The following is a 14,561-nucleotide window of genomic DNA, read 5'->3' as shown; positions in this document are numbered from 1 at the left end:
ATCATGCAACCGGTTGCCAAGTCAATGTAGCGAAATTTCGACAAATGTGGCAAACAGTAACCTAGGGCAGGTGTTGGCGAGGCAGAATATGAACTGGACAGGCGGCAAGCGGCCGACGATCAGCCAGGTGGCGGCGCAGGCCGGCGTGGCGCGTTCCACGGTCTCGCGGGCATTCTCGCAGCCCGAAAGGCTGACGCGCGAAACTGTCGCGCGCGTGCTCGAAGTGGCCAAGCAACTGGGCTATACGCCCAACCCGGTGGCGCAGGCGCTCAGCACCGGCCGGTCGCGCAATATCGCCCTTGTCGTGCCCGATGTCGCCAATCCGTTTTTTCCGCCCTTGATCCGCGCGGCGCAGCGCAAGGCCGAGGATTATGACCTTTGCGTCTTTCTCGGTGATTCCGACGAAAAACCGGAGCGCGAGGACCAACTGCTCGAGCGCTTCGCCAGCCAGGTGGATGGGGTCGTCCTCGTCTCGTCCCGGCTCTCAGATACGCAGATATGGGCCTATGCCCAGCGCATGCCGCTGGTGCTGATCAATCGCGACATCGACAATATGCTGCGGGTGCTGATCGACAGCGCTCCGGGCATGGAGGATGCGGTGACCCATCTGGCTGAACTCGGCCATCGCCACCTGGCCTATGTCAGCGGCCCGGCGACTTCATGGTCGAATGCGCAGCGCCGCACCGCGTTTCGCAATGCTGCCCGGCGGCAGGGGCTTGAGGTCTCGTCGATTTCGGCGAACAGATCGACGTATGAGAGTGGGCGGAAATCGGCGGAGCGCGTGGTCGCTTCGGGTGCCACGGCCTGCGTGGCTTTCGATGACCTGCTGGCCCAGGGTATTTTGGCCGGCCTGGCGGACCTTGCCGTCGCGGTGCCGGAGCAGATCAGCGTTGTCGGCTGCGACGATGTGCTGGGCTCCACGACCAGCCCGGCCCTGACCACGATCTCCAATCATTGCGTGGCGGCGGGCGAAGTGGCGATTTCGCTGCTGGTGGACAATTTCGGCGGCTCGCCCGCCGTCGATGTCCGCCACGTGCTGAAGACCCACCTGGTGATCCGCAACAGCACGGCCGCACGCAAATGATGCCGGGGCGCGCCTGGCGTTAGTCCTCGTCGTCTTCCTCGACATCGGTCAGGTAGACCGACACTTCGATATCGATGCCATGGCCGGCAATGGCGGCGGCGACATGGGCGGGCAGGCGGGCTGACATGGCTTCACCATGCTCGGGATAGTCGAAGGCGATGTCGAGCACGGCCTTGCCGATGCGCCGGTCTTCCAACATGGCCGCGATGGCGAGGCCGGAGCGCTCGGCCAGTTCCAGCAAAGCGCGTACGGGATTGTTCACCGGCACGTCCACCTGGGCATAGTGGCTCGCCTCGGCATCTTCGGGCTCGTAGCGGCTGGTGAGCTGCTTGAGGGCGGCATCGAGCGCATATTGGTCGATGGTGACGCCCGAGAGGCGCAGGGCGATGGCGAAGGGGGCAAATTGGCTCATCAGACCCGTCCGGCGGTGGCCGCGAACAGGGCAATGGCCGCGGCGTTGGAAACGTTGAGCGACTTGATCGGGCCGGGCATGTCGAGCTTGACCATTTCGTCGCAGAGTTCGCGGGTGCGCTGGCGCAGGCCCTTGCCCTCAGCCCCCATGACGATTGCCAGCGGCTGATCGCCCGTACGGGGCTTGAGCTGATGTTCCGATTCAGAATCAAAACCCAGCACCAACATGCCGCGCTGCTTGAGCTTTTCCAGCGCGTCACCCAGGTTGCGCACCTCGATCATTGGCACCAGGTCGAGCGCGCCCGAGGCCGATTTGGCCATGACGCCGGTTTCGCGCGGCGAGTGGCGGGCGGTGGTGATGACCGCATCGGCGCCAAAGGCGCAGGCCGTGCGCAGGATGGCGCCGACATTATGCGGATCGGTGATCTGGTCGAGCACGACCACGAGCTTCAGCGGCTTGATATCATCGAGGCCAAAGCGGCTCACCGGATCGACTTCCAGCGCGGCGCCCTGATGCACGGCATCATCGCCCAGCAGGCGGTCGAGCTCCTTAGGCGTGGTCTCCTTGACGGTGACCTTGCCGATCTCGCCGGTCTCCTTCAGCCGGTTGAGCGCGTTGGGCGTGGCCAGCAGCACCTTCTTGATGCGGTTGGCATTGTCCAGCGCGGCGCGCACCGTATGCAGGCCATAGAGATAGACCGGCCCGGTATCGGGATCGTATTTCGGCTGGGGGGAAACTTGTTGCGGCTCATGGCAATGCCCTAGCGCCTTTGCGGCGGGCCAGCAAGCATGTCCGGTGCGGGAAGGGCGTTGGTGGAGGGGACTGGATTCGAACCAGTGTACGCTAAGCGGTCAGATTTACAGTCTGATGGATTTAACCACTCTCCCACCCCTCCACGGAACGTCGCCTTGGGCAGGAAACGAAGCGCCGGGGCGCGTCGTCCGGGCGGTTTATGGTGGTCTCATGACAGCGTGTCAACACCCCTTTGGCAAAGCCCCGTAAAAAACCGGGGAGGTGGTGCGGTTGTGGTGAACGGATGCGACGAATCGGCACCCGCGCGGCCTGAAAAAGGCAATGAAACGGCCCGTTGGGCTCGTCCGGAAAATAAAGCAATTCCAAGGAAGATTTGGAGCGGGTAGCGGGAATCGAACCCGCATATTCAGCTTGGAAGGCTGCTGCTCTACCACTGAGCTATACCCGCCCGGTCGGTGACCGACCCGCTAGCCAATAGCCCGGCATGACCGGGCCTGACAAGTGCTTGTGGGCATGGAAAATGCGTGCGGCTAGGCGTGGTAACGCACATTGGCATGGTCGAGCGCCCGCGAGATGCCGCGCAACTCCGCCAGCCCCTTCATGCGACCGATGGTGGGGTAGCCGGGTTGGGCGGTGGTGCGGTTGAGGTCATCGAGAATGTCCTGGCCGTGGTCGGGGCGCATGGGGATTTGCCAGTCGGCGCGGCCCGCAACCTTGCGGCGGCGCTCTTCGGCGAGGATCACGCCAATCAGCGCCACCATGTCGGTATCGCCTTCCAGATGTTCGGCCTCGTGGAACGAGCCCTTGATTGCGGTACTTTCGCGCTTGACGTTGCGCAGGTGCAGGAAATGCACGCGGTGACCCAGTTCGGCCATGATACCAGGCAGGTCATTATCGGGACGCGCGCCAAGCGAACCCGAGCACAGCGTCATGCCATTGGCGGGGCTGTCGACCGCGTCAAGAACAGCCCTGAAATCGGCGCCTGTTGACATGATGCGCGGCAGGCCGAGCAGGGGGAATGGCGGATCGTCCGGATGGCAGCAAAGGCGCAGGCCGAGATCTTCGGCCTGCGGCACGACCTGTTCGAGGAAGTCGATGAAGTGCCGACGCAATTTATCCGCCGAGATGGCGCCATACTGGTCGAGATGGGTGCGCATATCGTCGAGCGACATGGAATCGGTCGAGCCGGGCAGACCCATGGTGACGCTGCGCGCCAGAGTGCTCTTGCCGGCGTCATCGAGCAGGGCGAAGCGTATGGCCGCTTCTTCGGCGATGGCGGGCGTATAGTCTTCGCTGGCGCCAGGGCGCGCGAGAATGTGGATGTCGAAGGCGGCGAAGTCGTGGATGTCGAAGCGCATGCAGGTGCCGCCATGGGGCAGGCGCCAGCGCAGGGCGGTGCGGGTCCAATCCAGCACCGGCATGAAATTGTAGCAGATGACGTCGATGCCGGCGGCGGCGAGATGTTCCATGCTGGTGCGGTAATTGGCGATGTGGACGCGCCAGTCGCCGGTCTGCTTCTTGATGTCCTCGGAGATCGGCAGGCTTTCGACCACGTCCCAGGTGAGGCCCGAGGGCGAGCCATCCTTGCGGGTGGTGATCTGGTGCTGGCGGCGGGTGATTTCCTCCGGGCTCCACACCACGCCATTGGGCACGTGGTGCAACGCCGAGACAATGCCTTCGGCGCCACTCTGGATGATATCGTCGATACTGGTGAGATCCTGCGGGCCGAACCAGCGCCAGGTCTGCTTCATGGAAGTCTCCGAAAGAGAAAGATGCGGGCCGCGCCGTGAAAGCACGGCCCGCAGTGGGGGAGAGATCAGTTGCCGAAAGCGAGGCGCGGCAGCCACAGCACCAGGTCGGGCGTGAACAGCAGTACGGCGATCAGCGCGACCACGGCGCTGATGAAGGGAATCGATCTCGATGGAATATTCCTCGATCGACACATTCATCAGCGAGCAGACCGCGAACATGGCCGAGCCGCTGGGCCAGGTCATGCCACCCAGGGTGACGATCGACATCATCAGGATGCCGAAATGCACCGGGTCCATGCCCACCTGGGTGATGATCGGCACGAAGATCGGCGTCAGCAGCAGCACCATGACGGTGCTGTCGAGCGCCAGGCCGGCCAGCAGCAGGAAAAGCAGGATGACCAGCACGATCATGTTCGGGTCGGTGATCCCGGCCAGCATCCAGCCGGCCAGTTCCTGCGGTACCTGCATATAGATGGTGGCATAGCCGACCATGCCGCTCATCAGGATGATGAGCATGATGAGCCCGACATCGGAGGTTGCCTGGCCGAAGCAGCGCCAGACTTTTTCCAGGGTCAGTTCGCGATGGGCGAAGAAGCCGATGGCCAGGGCGTAGACCACGGCGGCCGAACCTACTTCCGATGGGGTGAAGAGGCCGCCACGAATGGCCAGCACCAGCGCCACCGGGAAGAGCAGGGCCCATTTTGCATCCCAGCAGGCCAGAGCCAGGGCCTTGAAGGTGGGGCGGGCGCTGTCGGCCACCACATATTTGCGGCGCTTGGCGATGACATAGGTGGTGGCCATCAGCACGGCCATCATCAGGATACCGGGAATGATGCCGGCCAGGAACAGCCGGCCGATCGAAACATTGCCGACAAAGCCATAGAGGATCAGCCCGATGGAGGGCGGAATGGTCGCGGTGATAAGCGAGCCTACGGCGATGGCGGCGGCCGAAAAGCCCTTGCCATAGCCCTTGGCCACCATGGTTGGCCCCAGGATACGCGCCTCCATGGCGGCATCGGCCACGGCGGAGCCGGAAACGCCGCCCATGAGGGTGGAGAGCACGATGGCGACCTGCGCCAGTCCGCCCGACATCCAGCCGACCGAAAGCAGCGCCACCCTGAGCAGGCGGGCGGTGATGCCGCTTTCGTTCATCAGATGGCCAGCCAATACGAAGAAGGGCACGGCCAGCAGCGGGAAGCTCTGGCTCATCGAGGCGATCTTCTGCACGCCGATGGACATGGGCATGCCCTGGGTGGTGAAGAAGAAGATGAAGCCCGAAATGCCGGTCGCGAAGGCGACGGGCATGCCGATGACCATGAGAATGACGAAGACGATACCGATCAGGGCCATTTCTAGAGCTCCAGCGTGGGTGCGCTGGCGTCGATCTCGGCCTGCGTGCGGTTATAGATGAGCAATTCCTGCTGCCTGCCCTGGAAGGCGCGGACCATGTTGTAGATCAGCGTAGCGCCGAGCAGCACACAGCCGAAGGGCACGGCCACCGTGACCCAGGAATAGGAGAGGGTACTGTCCCCGAACGTGCGCTCGCTGTTGAGCATGGTGAGTTTCCAGCCCTCGACGGCGAGGACCGCCAGGAACGCGAGAATGACCAGCGAGCAGGCGAATTCGAGCCAGAAACGGCGCTGGTAGCCGAGGCGCGACACCAGCACTTCCATGCCCAGATGCGATTTTTCGCGCATGGCCTTGTTCGAGCCGAAGAAGCACAGCCAGATGAAGAGCAGTTGCGCCATATCCACCGACCAGATCAGCGGGTGGCCGAAAAACCGCATGAGGGCGGCGGTGAAGACCAGGCCGGTAATGCCGGCGAGCAGGGCGAAGCAGATCGCCAGCTCGAGTTGAGCCAGACGCTTGAGCATGGTGCGCTCCGATAGGTAAGAGGCTGCGGGCTCCCGCAGGAGCCCGCTTTCGATGGATTACGGAGCGTTGGCGATGGCCTGGAGTTCATCGCGCAGGGCACCGTAGCCGAGCTTTTCGTAGACACCTGCTGTGGCATCCTTGAAGGGCGTGACATCAATCTCGTTGACGGTCATGCCGGCTGCGACCAGATCGGCTTCGATCTGGGCCAGGGCGTCCTGGGTGCCGTAGGAGGCGATGTCGCCGGCCTTGAGCGCTTCGTCGCGCAGCACGGTCTGCAACTCGGCCGGCAGGCTGTCGAACCACGGGCCCGACGTGACGAGGCCGGTGATCAGGTTGACATGGCCGGTCTTGGTCAGGACAGAGGTCACTTCCTGCAGGTTGGCGCCGAAACCGGCGGGAAGCTGGGCTTCCACGGAATCGATGACATTCTGCTCCAGCGCCGAATAGACTTCGGCGAAGGGCATCGGCGTGGGTACGGCGCCCATGGCGGTGATCGTCTCGATCCAGACTGGCGAACCGATGGTGCGCATGCGGTTGCCCGCCAGGTCGGCTGGTACATTCACCGGCCCCTTGGTCCACAGGTGACGGTCGCCCTGCCACCAGTTGAACGACAGGACCTGATGGCCCGACGTGTCGTGCAGCTTCTTCACCCATTCCTCGAACTTGTCGGATACGACAACCTTGCGGATGCCGTCATAGCCCGAGGCCAGATAAGGAGCGCCGAGCACGCCGAACTCGTTGACGAAAGCCGCAAGGCGTCCGCCATCGACCACGACGGCCACCGGCGCGCCGGCGCGGGCCTGTTCCAGCACGTCCTCATCGGGGCCGAGCTGGGAATTGGGGAACAGCTTGACCTCGATGGCACCATTGGAGGCCGTGGCGACATTGTCGCGGAAGGCTTCGAGGCCCTTGTAGAGCGGGTCCGAGGTGGCGAGCGCGGTATTGACGCTGAGGGTATAGTCAGCCGACAGAGCCGGAATGGAAGACGAGACGATCAGGCCAGCAGCAAAAGCCGCTGCGAGCGGTATGAATTTCATGTGGTTCCTCCCTTGCGGCCGGGGCCGCGACGAGCCGGCATCTATGCAGCGGCTATGAAGAAATGGTAGTATGGTAGTATACGGGAGTCAAGAAAGACGATGATTTCGCCACTGTCTGACAGCATCAACCCGCTCGCGCGGCCCGCTACCGTGGGTAACAAGGTGTTCGAGGCCATGCGCCAGGCCATCATCCAACTGCAGTTGCGGCCGGGCGATCCGCTGTCGGAAGCCGAGATGGCGCGCCAGTTCGGCGTGTCGCGGCAGCCGGTGCGCGAGGCCTTCATCAAGCTGGCGGAAGTGGGGCTGGTCGAAATCCGGCCGCAGCGTGGCACCTCGGTGGTGATGATCTCACGGCGGGAGGTGGAAAATGCCCGTTTCATTCGTGAGGCCCTGGAAGTGGCGGTAGCCAGGAAAGCGGCGGCTGAGGCCGAACGGAGCCAGCATGACCTGCTCGATACGCTGATCGAGCGCCAGCGCATGGCCAACCGGGCAGGGGACCTTGCCGAGTTCCTGCGGCTCGACGAGGCCTTTCACCAGGCCATCGCCCAGGCCGCCGATTGCGAACGCGCCTGGCGGCTGCTGGAAAACCTCAAGGCACAGATGGACCGGGTGCGCTATCTATCATTGGCCGATGCCACGCCGCTCGAAACGCTGATCGGCCAGCATGCGGCCATTGCCGATGGCATCCGCCGGCACGATGCCGATGCCGCCGAGGCGGGCATCCGCGAGCATCTGAGCGAAATCCTGACCTCCCTGCCCAAAGTGGCAGCGGCGCATTCGGACTGGTTCACCGAATAGTTCATTGTAAAGGGCGATCCCCTGCGGCTCCCAGGCGTTAGGGTGGCAGGATCGTTTGTGTCCCGTTGTCGGGCAAAAGGAATTTCATTGTGCTGTTGATCATTTTTCTCGTGCTCCTCCTGCTGTTGGTGCAGGTCGGGCTGCCCAGCCGCTATCTCACCGAGCAGGTTGGAACCGAGGCCCAGATGGGGCCGCGCGACGACCTGCCCAAGCCCAGTCGCGAACTGGCGCGGGCGCGCCGTGCCCTGGCCAACCTGCAGGAGACATTGCCGATCTTCCTCGTGCTGGCGGTCCTCTCCATCGTCCTGGGCGAGCAGGGCTGGCTGTCGCTTGCCGGCGCCGGCCTCTATTTCGTGGCGCGAGTGGCGCATGCCTATTGCTACATGAAGGGGTTGGTGCCGTGGCGCTCGGTGAGCTTTCTCACGAGCCTGCTGGGCAATGTGCTGCTTGCCATTCCGCTGGTACCCCATATCTGGAGCTAGGCGCGGGCCCCAACCATATGGAAGGCGCATGATGCCCAAAACGCTTGTCATCGAAGGGAGCCGAGTTCACGACATCCCGTCATTTTATGACGAGATCAATCGCGTCTTCATGGCCGATGCAGACTGGCAGCTCGGACCAAGCCTCGATGCGCTGGACGACCTGCTGTATGGCGGGTTTGGTGCCTTGCATGGCGAACCCAATGTTACGCTGGTCTGGAACGCTTTCGAGACCTGCCGCGAGGTGCTCGGACGCGACACGACCCGCGCCTACTATCTCAAAAAGCTCGCGGAACCGTCACGATACGACGTCGAGCGGATCAAGTCTGACCTGGCGGCGCTGGAGGCAGGAACGGGGCCGACCTATTTCGAGATCGTCCTGCAAATCATCGCCGAACATCCCAATATCGACCTGCAGGCGCGATAGCGCGGCGGGTCGATAAAATTCCAGCAATCATGGAAATCGCCTGGCAGGGGCTGGGGGACTCGAACCCACGACCCTCGGTTTTGGAGACCGATGCTCTACCAACTGAGCTAAACCCCTTCAGGCGAGGGTGTGTCTAATGGCAATGGGCGCGTTTCGCAAGACCTCTTCGCGCGCTATTCCGCCGCCACCGGCAGGGTGTCGCTGTGGCGCGCCTTGAGGCGGTTGAGCTGGTGGGCGGCATGGGTGAGCAGGGCGGTGCGCACGGTGGGCGTGTCGACGGCGCCGACATCGGCCTTCACCTTGAGATCGAGGTGATAGCGGCTGGTATTGCCCATGAAATGTTCTTCGATCTGGACGCGCACAACGCCGGTGATGCGGCCGGCAATGGTCTGGTGCGGCCCGTAATAGCGGACCTCGCAGCCCTTGACCGCGAAACTCGTACCATCAGAAGACATGCCACAGCCTCCCGCCGCTTTTTCGTCACGATTGGATCAAATGTCATTGCGGGCACGCGCGCAAGCCGGATTTTAGACGTTCTTCACGAATCGTTAACAATTTGATCGATGCGCGAGTCGGCGGGTCGCGATCATTGTTGGCGCGGCCTGTTGCATTTGGTGCCAAGTTTCTCTAGATAGCCACATTCCAGCCGTGCGGGACTCCTGCGCGGCCTTTGGTTTTGCACCAAAAACCCAAAGAGTAGATTCGCATATGGCCCGCCCGAACCCGATCCAGTTCCTGCAGCAAGTCCGGCAGGAAACGTCCAAGGTCACCTGGCCGGGTCGTAACGAAGTCCTGATCTCGACGGTCATGGTCCTCGTGCTGGTTATTCTGGCGAGCCTGTTCTTCCTTCTGGCCGACCAGGTCATTTCCTGGGCTGTCGGGCTGATGCTTTCGATCCGCTAAGCGGGTAACGGACACTATTCACTAGGAGCGGCGACGCTTTATGGCCAAGCGCTGGTACATCGTTCAGGCTTACAGCAATTTCGAGCGCAAGGTGGCGGAAGACATCCGCCAGAAGGTTGCGCAGAAAAAGCTCGAGCACCTGTTTGAGGACGTGATCGTGCCGACCGAGAAGGTCGTTGAGGTCCGTCGCGGGCGCAAGGTCGATGCCGAACGCAAGTTCTTCCCGGGCTATGTGCTGGTGAAGATGGACATGACCGACGAGGCGTTCCATCTGATCAAGAACACGCCCAAGGTCACCGGTTTCCTTGGCTCGGACAACAAGCCGATGCCGATTTCCGAAAAGGAAGCCCAGGCTATCCTGCAGCAGGTGCAGGAAGGCGTGGAGCATCCCAAGCCTTCCGTCTCGTTCGAAGTGGGCGAGAATGTGCGTGTTTCCGACGGTCCCTTCGCCAGCTTCAACGGCGTGGTGGAAGAGGTCGACGAGGAACGCGCCCGCCTCAAGGTGGAAGTTTCGATTTTCGGGCGTCCCACTCCGGTGGAGCTCGAATACGGTCAGGTCGAAAAGGTCTGACCACCCGCCGGAGCGATCCGGCGGAAACCCGTGGAAGGGGATGGTGGTTGCCAAGCCGCCTACGCACTCCGCACCACGGTTCCCTGAACGGCAATTGTGCCACTGTCTAGGAGACGAAATTGGCAAAGAAAATCGTTGGCTACGTAAAGCTGCAGGTGCCGGCTGGCGCCGCGACGCCGTCCCCGCCGATCGGGCCGGCTCTTGGTCAGCGCGGCCTGAACATCATGGAATTCTGCAAGGCGTTCAACGCCGCCACGCAGGAAATGGAAAAGAACTCGCCCATTCCGGTCGTGATCACCGCCTATGCCGACAAGAGCTTCACCTTCGAGATGAAGCAGCCGCCGGTCACCTACTTCATCAAGAAGGCCGTCAACCTCAAGTCGGGCAGCAAGCTGCCGGGCAAGGAATCGGCCGGTACGATCACCGTGGCCCAGCTGCGTGATATCGCCGAAAAGAAGATGAAGGATCTCAATGCCGACAATATCGACGCTGCCGTGTCGATGATCGCCGGCTCTGCCCGTTCCATGGGCATTCAGGTCGAGGGCTGATCAGATGGCACATGTTGGTAAGAAGATCGCCAAGGCCCGCGAGGGCATTGACCGCAACAAGCTCTACAAGCTCGACGAAGCCATCAAGATGGTGAAGTCGCGCGCCTCGGCCAAGTTCGACGAAACCGTCGAAATCGCCATCAATCTCGGCGTCGATCCGCGCCACGCCGACCAGATGGTCCGTGGCGTGGTGAACCTGCCCAACGGCACGGGCAAGACCGTGCGCGTGGCCGTGTTCGCCAAGGATGCCAAGGCCGATGAAGCCAAGGCTGCCGGTGCCGATATCGTTGGCGCCGAAGACCTGATGGAAGCTATCCAGGGCGGCAAGATCGACTTCGATCGCTGCATCGCCACCCCGGACATGATGCCGCTGGTCGGTCGCCTGGGTAAGATCCTCGGGCCCCGCAACCTGATGCCGAACCCCAAGGTTGGCACGGTTACCCCCGATGTCGCAGGCGCCGTCAAGGCTGCCAAGGGCGGCGCTGTTGAGTACCGCGTCGAAAAGGCCGGTATCCTGCATGCGGGCGTCGGCAAGGTTTCCTTCTCGGAAGAAGCCCTGCTGCAGAACATCAAGGCGTTCACCGACGCCGTGCAGAAGTCCAAGCCGGCCGGCGCCAAGGGCACCTACGTCAAGAAGGTTGCCGTGAGCTCGACCATGGGCCCGGGCGTGCATGTGGAGCCGGCTTCGGCTCTGTAAGTTCTCGAAGACCTCATGGTGAGCTTGTCGAACCACGAGGTCGGGCACGTTGAAGGTTGCGAGGCACGACCTCGTCCTTCGACAAGCTCAGGATGAGGTCTACTCATTAGCCCTCATCCAAACCAGTTCTGGGCGGCTTTTGCTGCCCTGAATCACAACTTTGATGAGCTTTTCTCATTAAGTTGTGAAAGTCCTGTCCGAGACTGCCGGTGCCAGCCGATTTGGGTTGGCTTAATGTCTGATGACGCCAGCATAGATGGGGTGAAGACCGAATTTTCCTGTCCGCAAGGGCAGGGTGATCCCGGTTCGAACCAGGCCAGTTGCCCTCGCGGGCAGCACGGTTGACAGGCATGTAACCGTTGCTCCTCTCCTCCCTCGGGAGATCGGAGGGCAGCAATTGGCAATGGCCCGGCTGACTTTCGCCGGGCTCAATGTGGAGACTAGCAGTGGAAAGAGCGGAAAAGCGTGAGCTTGTCGCATCGCTTCAGTCAGCCCTCTCGGGCGCTGGGTCGATCGTTCTCGCGCAGAACACCGGTCTGACCGTAGCCAATCTGGAATCGCTTCGCCGTGAGGTGAAGGGTGCCGGTGGCTATGTGAAGATCGCGAAAAACCGTCTTGCCAAGCTTGCTCTGAAAGACACCGACCACGCCGACATTTCGGGCCTGTTTACCGGCCCGATCGTCATCGCCTATGCGGAAGACCCCATGACTGCGCCGAAGATTGCGGCGAAGTTTGCTGACAAGAACGCGAAATACGTCGTTCTTGGTGGCGTAATGGGCAAGACCGCGCTTGACGCGAATAACGTCAAGGCGCTGGCGACCATGCCGTCGCTCAACGAACTGCGCGCCACGCTCGCCGGGATGCTCAAGCAGCCCGCCACGCGTATCGCGTCGGTCGTCGTCGCACCGGCTGGTGGTATCGCGCGCGTGTTGGCCGCTCATGCGGAACAGAGCAACAAAGCAGCGTAACCCCATGGCCCCGTTCCTGTGGAATTTGGGCCGGTTTGAACTGAACACCTGAAAAAGAGAGATTTATCAAATGGCCGATCTCGCCAAACTCGTTGACGACCTGTCTGCCCTGACCGTTCTGGAAGCTTCCGAACTGTCGAAGCTCCTCGAAGAAAAGTGGGGCGTTTCCGCCGCCGCTCCGGTTGCCGTTGCTGCCGCTGGCGGCGCTGGCGCCCCGGCTGCTGCCGCTGAAGAAAAGACTGAATTCGACGTGATCCTCGCCTCGTTCGGCGACAACAAGATCAACGTCATCAAGGAAGTCCGTGCCATCACCGGCCTGGGCCTCGGCGAAGCCAAGGCTCTGGTTGAAGCGGCTCCCAAGGCCGTCAAGGAAGGCGCTTCGAAGGCTGAAGCCGAAGACATCAAGAAGAAGCTGGAAGACGCCGGCGCCAAGGTCGAACTCAAGTAATTTCGACTTTTGCCTTGAAATCTGCGAAATGGCGCTCTATGTGCCATTTCGCATTCTCGTTTTCACGGGATGATTCGCCGGACCGATTGGATGGGTCCCTGGCGCCAATTTGCGGAATATATGACGATTTCGATGTCTGAGGCACGCTGACGTCCACGTTGCCCTATGGTTCTTCGACCATGGGGTGTTTGGCGTTTTTATGCCCCTCTTCCCTTGGCTCGGGAAGGTTTCAGATATCGCTGAGCCCACGTAACTGCCTGAGAAAGGGCAAATATCCCGAGACCCGACGGCTGATAGTCGGATTTTTGGATATCTGCCTCCGAGACAAATCGCAAAGAAACAGGAGCTTTCATGGCTACCACGTTCAACGGCCGCCGCAAGGTTCGCAAGTCCTTCGGTTCCATTCGCGAAGTCACGGAGATGCCCAACCTGATCGAGGTCCAGAAGGCCTCCTATGATCAGTTCCTCCTCGTCGACGAGCCCAAGGGTGGCCGTCCCGATGAAGGGCTTCAATCCGTCTTCCGTTCGGTTTTCCCGATCACCGACTTCTCCAATACCGCTTCTCTCGAATTCGTGAAGTACGAGTTCGAGCAGCCGAAGTACGACATCGACGAGTGCCGTGCGCGCGACATCACGTTCGCTGCCCCGCTCAAGGTGACGCTGCGCCTGATCGTGTTCGAAGTGGACGAGGAAACCGGCGCCCGTTCGGTCAAGGATATCAAGGAGCAGGACGTTTATATGGGCGACATGCCCTTCATGACGTCGAACGGCACCTTTATCGTCAACGGCACCGAGCGCGTCATCGTTTCGCAGATGCACCGTTCGCCGGGCGTGTTCTTCGATCACGACAAGGGCAAGACCCATTCGTCGGGCAAGCTGCTGTTTGCCGGCCGTATCATTCCCTACCGTGGCTCCTGGCTCGATATCGAATTCGACGCCAAGGACATCGTCTATGCGCGCATCGATCGCCGCCGCAAGATTCCGGTTACCTCGCTGCTCAAGGCCCTTGGCATGGATGCCGAGGAAATCCTGCGCACCTATTACAGCACCCTGCAGTACGAGAAGACCGAGAAGGGCTGGCGCGTTCCCTACGACGCCGAGAAGTGGAAGGGCGCCAAGCCGACCCACGACCTGATCGACGCCAAGACCGGCGACGTCGTGCATGAGGGCGGCAAGAAGCTCTCGGCCCGCCAGGCCAAGAATCTGGCCGAAAACGGCCTGACGCACCTGCTGGCGGTCAACGAAGACCTCTATGGCATGTATGTCGCCGAGGACCTGATCAACATGCAGACCGGCGAGGTCTACATGGAGGCAGGCGACGAGCTCGACGAGAAGACGCTGACCAAGATGCTCGAACTGGGCTTCGACGAGCTGCCGATCCTCGATATCGACCATGTCACCATCGGCGCCTATCTGCGCAACACGCTGGCCGTGGACAAGAACGAGACGCGTGAAGACGCCCTGTTCGACATCTACCGCGTGATGCGCCCCGGCGAGCCGCCGACCGTCGATACTGCCGAAGCCATGTTCCAGTCGCTGTTCTTCGACAGCGAGCGCTATGACCTCAGCGCCGTTGGCCGCGTCAAGATGAACATGCGCCTCGAGCTCGATGCGCCGGACACCATGCGCACCCTGCGCAAGGAAGACATTGTCGAAGTCGTCCGTACCCTGGTCGACCTGCGCGATGGCCGCGGCGAAATCGACGACATCGACAATCTCGGCAACCGCCGCGTGCGTTCGGTCGGCGAACTCATGGAAAACTCCTATCGCCTTGGCCTGCTCCGCATGGAGCGTGCCATCAAGGAGCGCA

Annotated in this window: 16 protein-coding genes, 3 tRNA genes and 2 pseudogenes; 11 read left to right on the top strand and 10 right to left on the bottom strand. The window is 61.7% G+C overall.

Going from position 1 to position 14,561, the window contains the following annotated elements; all coding sequences use genetic code 11:
* Positions 1 to 88: 88 nt before the first annotated feature.
* Positions 89 to 1,084 (top strand): LacI family DNA-binding transcriptional regulator, encoded by a 996-nt coding sequence (locus NVV79_RS20100; protein ID WP_303993271.1) that lies wholly within the window; start codon positions 89 to 91, stop codon positions 1,082 to 1,084.
* A gap of 19 nt (positions 1,085 to 1,103) precedes the next feature.
* Here the strand turns inward: NVV79_RS20100 and NVV79_RS20095 are convergent, their stop codons facing one another.
* The 8 genes and pseudogenes from NVV79_RS20095 to NVV79_RS20060 all read right to left on the bottom strand — a co-directional run bounded on the left by NVV79_RS20095 (position 1,104) and on the right by NVV79_RS20060 (position 6,912).
* On the bottom strand, positions 1,104 to 1,496 hold the full coding sequence (locus NVV79_RS20095; RefSeq protein ID WP_303993269.1) for a hypothetical protein: 393 nt from the start codon (positions 1,494 to 1,496) through the stop codon (positions 1,104 to 1,106).
* Positions 1,496 to 2,170, bottom strand: a complete 675-nt coding sequence (rlmB, locus tag NVV79_RS20090; protein ID WP_303993266.1) for a 23S rRNA (guanosine(2251)-2'-O)-methyltransferase RlmB — start codon at positions 2,168 to 2,170, stop codon at positions 1,496 to 1,498. The genes NVV79_RS20095 and rlmB overlap by 1 nt, the downstream gene beginning before the upstream one ends.
* A 136-nt stretch (positions 2,171 to 2,306) precedes the next feature.
* Positions 2,307 to 2,391 (bottom strand) — tRNA-Tyr (locus NVV79_RS20085).
* A gap of 232 nt (positions 2,392 to 2,623) precedes the next feature.
* Positions 2,624 to 2,697 (bottom strand) — tRNA-Gly (locus tag NVV79_RS20080).
* An 82-nt stretch (positions 2,698 to 2,779) separates the two neighbouring features.
* A complete protein-coding gene (uxuA, locus tag NVV79_RS20075) occupies positions 2,780 to 4,000 on the bottom strand; it encodes a mannonate dehydratase (protein WP_303994340.1) in 1,221 nt (406 codons plus the stop codon).
* Positions 4,001 to 4,228: 228 nt separating this feature from the next.
* Positions 4,229 to 5,305 (bottom strand): annotated as a pseudogene (locus tag NVV79_RS20070) (TRAP transporter large permease); the annotation flags it as partial.
* A 47-nt stretch (positions 5,306 to 5,352) separates the two neighbouring features.
* Positions 5,353 to 5,874: a TRAP transporter small permease gene (locus NVV79_RS20065; protein ID WP_303993263.1), complete on the bottom strand. Its 522-nt coding sequence runs from the start codon at positions 5,872 to 5,874 to the stop codon at positions 5,353 to 5,355.
* A gap of 57 nt (positions 5,875 to 5,931) precedes the next feature.
* Positions 5,932 to 6,912, bottom strand: a complete 981-nt coding sequence (locus tag NVV79_RS20060; protein ID WP_303993260.1) for a C4-dicarboxylate TRAP transporter substrate-binding protein — start codon at positions 6,910 to 6,912, stop codon at positions 5,932 to 5,934.
* Between the two features lie 99 nt (positions 6,913 to 7,011).
* On the opposite strand from NVV79_RS20060, the gene NVV79_RS20055 reads away from it, so the two are divergent.
* From NVV79_RS20055 to NVV79_RS20045, 3 genes are all read left to right on the top strand, one after another.
* Positions 7,012 to 7,710 carry a GntR family transcriptional regulator gene (locus tag NVV79_RS20055; protein ID WP_303993257.1) on the top strand — a complete coding sequence of 233 codons (699 nt, stop codon included), beginning with the start codon at positions 7,012 to 7,014 and terminating at the stop codon, positions 7,708 to 7,710.
* 89 nt (positions 7,711 to 7,799) lie between these two features.
* On the top strand, positions 7,800 to 8,192 hold the full coding sequence (locus NVV79_RS20050; RefSeq protein WP_303993255.1) for an MAPEG family protein: 393 nt from the start codon (positions 7,800 to 7,802) through the stop codon (positions 8,190 to 8,192).
* Between the two features lie 31 nt (positions 8,193 to 8,223).
* On the top strand, positions 8,224 to 8,616 hold the full coding sequence (locus NVV79_RS20045; RefSeq protein ID WP_303993252.1) for a barstar family protein: 393 nt from the start codon (positions 8,224 to 8,226) through the stop codon (positions 8,614 to 8,616).
* A 41-nt stretch (positions 8,617 to 8,657) separates the two neighbouring features.
* Here NVV79_RS20045 and NVV79_RS20040 read toward each other — a convergent pair.
* A tRNA-Trp gene (locus NVV79_RS20040) sits at positions 8,658 to 8,733 on the bottom strand.
* A 56-nt stretch (positions 8,734 to 8,789) separates the two neighbouring features.
* Positions 8,790 to 9,071: a hypothetical protein gene (locus NVV79_RS20035; RefSeq protein ID WP_303993250.1), complete on the bottom strand. Its 282-nt coding sequence runs from the start codon at positions 9,069 to 9,071 to the stop codon at positions 8,790 to 8,792.
* 253 nt (positions 9,072 to 9,324) lie between these two features.
* Between NVV79_RS20035 and secE the strand changes: the two genes are divergently transcribed.
* The 7 genes and pseudogenes from secE to NVV79_RS20000 form a co-directional block, all read left to right on the top strand.
* Positions 9,325 to 9,519 (top strand): preprotein translocase subunit SecE, encoded by a 195-nt coding sequence (gene secE, locus NVV79_RS20030; protein WP_303993247.1) that lies wholly within the window; start codon positions 9,325 to 9,327, stop codon positions 9,517 to 9,519.
* Between the two features lie 40 nt (positions 9,520 to 9,559).
* The gene (gene nusG, locus NVV79_RS20025; RefSeq protein ID WP_056251191.1) at positions 9,560 to 10,090 is read left to right on the top strand and encodes a transcription termination/antitermination protein NusG; all 531 of its coding nucleotides are present in this window, start codon (positions 9,560 to 9,562) and stop codon (positions 10,088 to 10,090) included.
* A gap of 119 nt (positions 10,091 to 10,209) precedes the next feature.
* On the top strand, positions 10,210 to 10,638 hold the full coding sequence (gene rplK / locus NVV79_RS20020; RefSeq protein WP_146289270.1) for a 50S ribosomal protein L11: 429 nt from the start codon (positions 10,210 to 10,212) through the stop codon (positions 10,636 to 10,638).
* 4 nt (positions 10,639 to 10,642) lie between these two features.
* Positions 10,643 to 11,335, top strand: coding sequence for a 50S ribosomal protein L1 (gene rplA / locus NVV79_RS20015; protein WP_303993240.1), 693 nt, complete (start codon positions 10,643 to 10,645; stop codon positions 11,333 to 11,335).
* 446 nt (positions 11,336 to 11,781) lie between these two features.
* Positions 11,782 to 12,303, top strand: coding sequence for a 50S ribosomal protein L10 (gene rplJ / locus NVV79_RS20010; RefSeq protein WP_303993238.1), 522 nt, complete (start codon positions 11,782 to 11,784; stop codon positions 12,301 to 12,303).
* Positions 12,304 to 12,373: 70 nt separating this feature from the next.
* The gene (gene rplL / locus NVV79_RS20005) at positions 12,374 to 12,751 is read left to right on the top strand and encodes a 50S ribosomal protein L7/L12 (RefSeq protein WP_146289267.1); all 378 of its coding nucleotides are present in this window, start codon (positions 12,374 to 12,376) and stop codon (positions 12,749 to 12,751) included.
* 351 nt (positions 12,752 to 13,102) lie between these two features.
* Positions 13,103 to 14,561, top strand: a pseudogene (locus tag NVV79_RS20000) (DNA-directed RNA polymerase subunit beta); the annotation flags it as partial.

Origin of the sequence: Devosia ginsengisoli, assembly GCF_024707105.1 — a bacterium.
Classification (GTDB): Bacteria; Pseudomonadota; Alphaproteobacteria; order Rhizobiales; family Devosiaceae; genus Devosia; species Devosia ginsengisoli_A.
This window is presented reverse-complemented; position numbering and strand designations above follow the sequence as displayed.